Origin of the sequence: Methylophaga sp. UBA1464 (assembly GCF_002325665.1) — a bacterium.
GTDB lineage: Bacteria > Pseudomonadota > Gammaproteobacteria > Nitrosococcales > Methylophagaceae > Methylophaga.
This window is the reverse complement of the sequence record NZ_DCSO01000034.1, coordinates 1-6,504: the sequence shown is the minus strand read 5'-3', so window position 1 is coordinate 6,504 and position 6,504 is coordinate 1. Positions and strand designations below refer to the sequence as shown.

Sequence of the window (6,504 nt, the reverse complement as noted above, 5' to 3'; positions counted from 1 at the left end):
CACCATGTAATTCACGTACAAACCGACACCGGTGCGGTAAACCTTTAAATTCTCTTAATGCTTTGAGCATGGCATCCATGGGCAAGCCCATGACGGAGCCTAATGCCAACGCTGCCAAGGCATTAGCAATATTATGTCTGCCAGCAATTTTCATTTCACTGACCAGCATTAATGGCGCATCCCCTTCGGCTAGCCACAAATGGCCGCGCTGAGTAAGTACGCCAAATTCATAACCCTGTGATTCATGCAAACTGAAGCCAAGCTGATTACGCCCAGGAATTGCCATCGATGAAACGATAGGATCGTCGCGGTTGATAACCATGACACCATTTCCCTGATAAACCTTTTGTTTCGCCCGCTGGTAATCTTCAATTGAATCATAACGATCCAGATGATCGGCACTGACATTCAGAATCACCGATGCAAAAGCGTTCAGTGACTTTACGGTTTCCATTTGGAAACTGGATAATTCGAGTACATAAAAATCGGGGGCAGGATCAGTAAGCAGATCCAACGCCGGGATACCCAGGTTACCGCCAATAGCCACGTTTTTACCGGCCATTTTTGCCATCAATCCGACTAAGGTTGTGACGGTACTCTTACCATTTGAACCGGTAATCGCGATAATCGGCGCATTTGCATGCCGGGCGAACAACTCAATATCACCAACGATTTCAATACCTGCTTCAGATGCCTGGCGAATTTGCGGTAATCGTGGGTCGACCCCTGGACTCAATACAATACTATCTGCACGCATCAGCCAATCGGCAGGAATACCTCCCGTTTTCACAACCACTTCCGGGAAGTCTTTTTGCAACGCGTTCAGGCAGGATGGCTTTTCACTGCTATCAATTACCGCCACCGCATTGCCCTGCTGCAATAAAAATCGAGCGCACGACAAACCAGTCTGGCCTAATCCAATGATCAGGCTGTAATGTGAGCTATGCTGTTGTAATTCTGCTGTCATCGTATTTTCAACGTCGCTAAACCGACCAATACCAAAAACACGGTAATGATCCAGAATCGAACAATAATGCGAGGTTCAGGCCAGCCCTTTAATTCATAATGATGATGAATCGGTGCCATTAAAAACACCCGCTTACCACGTAATTTATAGGATGCCACCTGAATCATTACTGATAGCGTTTCAATAACAAATACGCCGCCCATAATGGGCAACACCAATTCCTGACGTACTAACACCGCTACGGTTCCAAGCGCCGCCCCTAATGCCAACGCCCCGACATCCCCCATAAATACTTGTGCCGGATAAGTGTTGAACCAGAGAAATCCTAATCCCGCTCCAACCATGGCCGCACAGAACACGGTTAATTCACCTGCTCCCGGTATATGCGGGATTTGTAAATAACGGGCAAACTCAAAGTGACCGGCAACATAACTGAATAAGCCTAATGCGGCGGCAACCATGACCGTTGGCATAATAGCCAAACCATCTAACCCATCTGTCAGATTCACAGCATTACTGCTGCCAACAATAACCAGATAGACCACCAGCAAATACCAGGCGCCTAAAGGAATAACGATTTCTTTAAAAAATGGCACGATAAGCTGTGTTTCAGCAGGTGTTTGCACTGTCATATAAAGAAATATGGCTGCGCCTACCCCGACCACGGATTGCCAGAAATATTTATATCGGCTTAACAATCCTTTCGGATCCTGACGAACCAGTTTGATATAGTCATCAATAAACCCGATGAGCCCAAACAGCAGCGTCACCAGCAAAACGACCCAGACATAACGGTTAGCTAAATCGGCCCACAGCAATGTGCTGACAGCAATGGCTACCAGAATCAATGAACCACCCATTGTTGGGGTGCCCGTTTTACTGAAGTGTGATTCAGGTCCATCATTTCTGACGACTTGACCGATCTGCCTGAAGCTCAAGTGACGAATCATTGTCGGTCCGACAATCAAGGCAATACCCAATGCGGTCATCACCCCGAGAATGGCGCGTAATGTCAGATATTGAAAGACATTAAAGCCGGTGTAATACTGGCTTAAATATTCACTCAGCATTAACAACATCAGGCTTCTCCTCCAACGGCAAGCGCATCCGCCAGCTGGTCCAGCTTCATAAAACGTGAACCTTTAATCAGACATGCCACATCCTTGGTTAGGATGCGTTTTAGTTCAGCTTCCAGTTCTGCTTTATCATTGAAATGCCTGGCGTTATCACCAAAGGCTGCTGAAGCCAGCTTACTTTGCTGCCCCACAGTGAATAATCTATTCACTCCCGCCGTTCTGGCATCACGACCCAATTGCTGATGAATGGACGTGCTTTCCGGTCCCAGCTCTCCAAAATCTCCCAATACCAGCCAATGTTCTCCGGGAAACTGCATTAACGTCTTTAACGCCTGGCGAAAGGAACCCGGATTAGCGTTATATGTATCATCAATTACTAATGCATTATTGACCGCCTGACGCAGTTGCAAGCGATGCGGCACTGATTTGATTGAGGCCAAACCTTTGACAATGGCTTCAGGAGCAATCTTCAAGGCTGAACACACGGCAATAGCCGCCAGTGCATTACTTACATTATGAATCCCGGGTAACGGTAAAAAGATAAAATGACAGACACCTTCCAGACGCACCATAAAGTGACTTCCGGTAATTGCTGGCTGTAGGTCAAGTGCTGCAATATCTGCCGGTTGCTGAAGACCGAACGTCAGGGACTGGCGGGCACCAAGTATGTGTTTCCATAAATCAACGTAGGGCATATCCGCATTAATGACGCCGATACCTTCCGCTTTAAGTCCGGCAAAGATTTCACCTTTTGCTTCAGCTATACCCTGTAATGATCCGAATCCTTCTAGATGCGCAGCCCCAACGTTATTTATTACCGCTACATCCGGTTCCGCCATGGCAACCAGAGTGGCTATTTCACCAGCATGGTTAGCGCCCATTTCGATGACAGCAAAATCATAATTTTCATTGAGCCGTGTCAGCGTAAGTGGCACACCCAGCTCATTATTCAAATTACCAGCTGTTGCTAAAACTTTTCCGCATTGCCCGAGAATGGAAGCGATCATTTCTTTAAGGGTTGTCTTGCCATTACTGCCTGTTACAGCAATGATTCTGGCCTGACTTTTTTCACGACACAATCTGGCAATTTGCCCATAAGCACTGATCACATTCTTCACTACAATCTGTGGTAATTCGCTGGGTATATATCGATTGACTAATGCCCCACAGGCTCCTGCCTTATAGGCTTGATCGATATAATCATGGCCATCTGTATTTTCTCCCGGCAATGCTATAAACAAATCACCTGCTTCAATTTTACGACTATCAATTTTGCTGCCCGTCATAATGGCATCATTGCCATGCAACTCTGCATTCAGCAGATCAGCAATTTCGGTCAGGCGAATGTTCCACGTCATACTGTTACCCTTGTTGCTGAATGGCGTTTCTGTAAGGCTTGCATAGCTATCTCATAATCATTAAAAGGTGTCTTCACACCGGAGACTTCCTGATACTGTTCGTGACCTTTTCCTGCAATTAACACCATGTCTTCCAGCGCGGAATCAAGAACGGCATACTCAATCGCCCGCTGTCTGTCTGCTTCAATATGAATGTCAGTACCTACAGGACAACCGGCCTGAATCTGTTCAATAATCTGCATGCTGCTCTCGCCACGCGGATTATCGTCCGTCAGCACGATTTTATCGGCCATCTCACTGGCGATTTGCCCCATCAATGGCCGCTTACCACTATCACGATCACCTCCACAGCCAAATACACACCACAGTCTGGAAGTGCTATCCATATGCTGTCGCATACCATGTAAAGCTTTGGAAAGTGCATCCGGGGTATGAGCAAAATCAATCACTACGGAAGGTTTCAGACTGCTCGCCAACAGTTGCATACGACCATTCACACCAACTAGTTGGTTGAGTCCCTGAGCAATTTCGCTCGCTGACCAGCCAAGTAGTGATAACACCGCGGCAGTTGCCAACATATTTTCGACATTGAATTTGCCGAGCAATCGACTTTGTATGGATAACTGTTGCTGCTGGATATGCAGGTTAAATTGCAAACCACGGGCAGTTGACGTTATATCGGTTGCATAAAGGTTTGCCTGCGCGTCTTTGCAGCTATATTCAATACATGTCATTTGATGATTATTGAGATATAGCAGCAAGGCCTGACCGAATTCATCATCTGCATTGACCACAGCAGCCTGTAGCGAAGTAAAGCTGAATAAACGTTGTTTAGCGGCAGCGTATTCCGCCATATTTTGGTGATAATCAAGATGATCGCGGCTTAAATTAGTCAGGATGCCGTAATTGATATCGACGAAATTCAACCGGCCTTGTTCCAGTGCGTGTGAAGAAGCTTCCAACGCAATATATTCAATTCCGGCATCGCGCATTTCCGCTAATGTGGCCTGTAAGGAAACCGGATCAGGCGTTGTCATGCCATTGTGTTTAAGCTCAGTTACTCTTCCACAGCCCAAGGTTCCAATCACACCACATGGCTGACCGGCATTTTCCAGTGCCTGTGCAATAAACTGGGTAACAGATGTTTTGCCGTTGGTTCCTGTGACCGCAATAACCGTCATAACCGCTGATGGATATTGATAAAAAGCAGCGGCCAGACGAGCTGTTTTGTCTTTTAAGTTAGTGACAGCAACCCTTTCAATATTCCGATCTTTCAGCTGTTTGCTGAGTTCTGGATCCAACGATAATTCAGCTGAATAACAGACCGCGGCAATACCTGACGCCATAGCCTGCCTGATATGCTGTTCACGGACTGTCGGGGTCGTCGCTAAGGCTATAAACAAATCACCCGGCTTAAGCTGGCGACTGTCCAGGCTCATGCCGGTGATTTCAGTAGTTGAAACCGTGTCACTTTCAACCAGACTCATTATGTCAATAAGGCGCATTTGATATTTCATTGATGCGCCACCTGTAATTGCGTTTGCGGAAGGGCATCCGGGGCGATATTCAATAACCGCATTGCTCCCACCATGACATCTGCAAATACTGGTGCCGCTACCGCACCGCCGTAATATTCTTCACCAGTAGGATTATCCACAACCACGACCATTGCCAGTCGGGGATTACTGGCAGGAATCAAACCAGCAAATAAAGATTGATATTCACTTTCGGTATACCCACCCGCCATGGCTTTTTTTACGGTTCCGGTTTTTGCAGCAACACTGTAATTTGGCACCGCTGCACGTTGTGCCGTTCCGCCTGGAAGCACGACCAGTTCCATCATGCCGCGAACGGTTTCCATCAGATCTTTGGAGAACACTCGACGGCCTTTAGGTGTTTTATCCTGTTTGATAAAAGTAACATCGCGCATGATGCCACCATTGCCGATAATGGTGTAGGCTCTGGCGAGCTGCAGGGTGTTGGTTGCCAAACCATAACCATAAGCGAGCGTTGCTCGATCCAGGGTCCGCCATGTACGCGGGTCCGGTAAACGCCCCATTGCTTCGCCGGGGAAATAGGCACCACTGTCAACGCCCATACCAAAACTGGCAAAATCCTGCCATAACGCCATCGGTTCTAGTTCCAGCGCAATTTTGCTGGCTGCCACATTACTGGACTTTTGAATCGACGTTGCCAGGTTGATGATGCCGTAATCGCGGAAATCGCGGATATTATGCCCACTGACCCGCATCGTGCCGGGGTGCGTATTGATCATGGTTGTAAGATCAAATTTGCCTGATTTCAAACCGCTCACCACCGTGAATGGTTTGACTGTTGAGCCGGGTTCAAACAAATCGGTAACTGCACGGTTACGCAAATCAGTTGAGCGCACGCCATTACGGTTGTTTGGGTTAAAAGCAGGCTGATTAACCATCGCCAGTACTTCACCAGTCTGTACATCCAGAATAACCGCAGAGCCAGATTGCGCCCCATGCTTTTCGACCGCATTTTTCAGTGCGTTATAGCTGAGATATTGCAAGCGTAAATCAATACTCAATTGAATATTTTCACCCGCTTTGGCTGCGCGTATCGGGTCACCTCCGCCGACAAAATTGCCTTTACTGTCCCGCACCATTCGGCGCAGTCCGGGAACACCGGTCAATAATGGTTCATAAGTTAGTTCAAGACCTTCCTGACCAATATCATCAATATTGGTAAAACCGACTACGTGGGCAGCGACTTCACCTGCAGGGTAATAGCGTTTGTATTCACGTTGCAGAGCTACACCGCCAATATTTAATTGTTTCACCTGCACGGAAATTTCGGGGGCTACCCGACGTTTTAAATAAAGAAATTCACGTTCGGGATTCTGATAAATCCGCTCACGAACGTTATTAACATCAATACCTAAAATGGAGGCCAGTTTTGCAAGTTGCGGATGATCTGGATCCGTGGCTTGTGGATTCAACCAGACGGAATGAACCGGCGTACTGATCGCCAGTGGTTCACCCTGACGATCGAGGATCATGCCGCGATGTGCCACAATCGGCACATTACGTAAATGGCGTGCATCACCCTGATTACGCAGAAAGTCTGGATTTAA

General features: G+C 47.3%; 5 protein-coding genes. All 5 read right to left on the bottom strand.

What is annotated here, in order from left to right:
• A partial coding sequence (gene murD / locus B3O33_RS03465) for a UDP-N-acetylmuramoyl-L-alanine--D-glutamate ligase (RefSeq protein ID WP_292362940.1) occupies nucleotides 1-967 on the bottom strand: 967 nt, incomplete at its 3' end.
• The gene (gene mraY / locus B3O33_RS03460; RefSeq protein WP_292362938.1) at nucleotides 964-2,046 is read right to left on the bottom strand and encodes a phospho-N-acetylmuramoyl-pentapeptide-transferase; all 1,083 of its coding nucleotides are present in this window, start codon (nucleotides 2,044-2,046) and stop codon (nucleotides 964-966) included. The genes murD and mraY, both read right to left, overlap by 4 nt.
• The gene (locus B3O33_RS03455; protein ID WP_292361881.1) at nucleotides 2,046-3,401 is read right to left on the bottom strand and encodes a UDP-N-acetylmuramoyl-tripeptide--D-alanyl-D-alanine ligase; all 1,356 of its coding nucleotides are present in this window, start codon (nucleotides 3,399-3,401) and stop codon (nucleotides 2,046-2,048) included. The genes mraY and B3O33_RS03455 overlap by 1 nt, the downstream gene beginning before the upstream one ends.
• Nucleotides 3,398-4,906 (bottom strand): UDP-N-acetylmuramoyl-L-alanyl-D-glutamate--2,6-diaminopimelate ligase, encoded by a 1,509-nt coding sequence (locus tag B3O33_RS03450; protein WP_292361880.1) that lies wholly within the window; start codon nucleotides 4,904-4,906, stop codon nucleotides 3,398-3,400. Before B3O33_RS03450 ends, B3O33_RS03455 begins: the two co-directional genes overlap by 4 nt.
• 8 nt (nucleotides 4,907-4,914) lie before the next feature.
• A partial coding sequence (locus B3O33_RS03445; RefSeq protein WP_292362936.1) for a peptidoglycan D,D-transpeptidase FtsI family protein occupies nucleotides 4,915-6,504 on the bottom strand: 1,590 nt, incomplete at its 5' end.

Excerpts from the sequence above, each read along its gene's own strand:
- mraY (WP_292362938.1), bottom strand. The coding sequence starts at position 2,046 with ATGTTGTTAATGCTGAGTGAATATTTAAGCCAGTATTACACCGGCTTT.
- B3O33_RS03455 (WP_292361881.1), bottom strand. The coding sequence starts at position 3,401 with ATGACGTGGAACATTCGCCTGACCGAAATTGCTGATCTGCTGAATGCA.
- B3O33_RS03450 (WP_292361880.1), bottom strand. The coding sequence starts at position 4,906 with ATGCGCCTTATTGACATAATGAGTCTGGTTGAAAGTGACACGGTTTCA.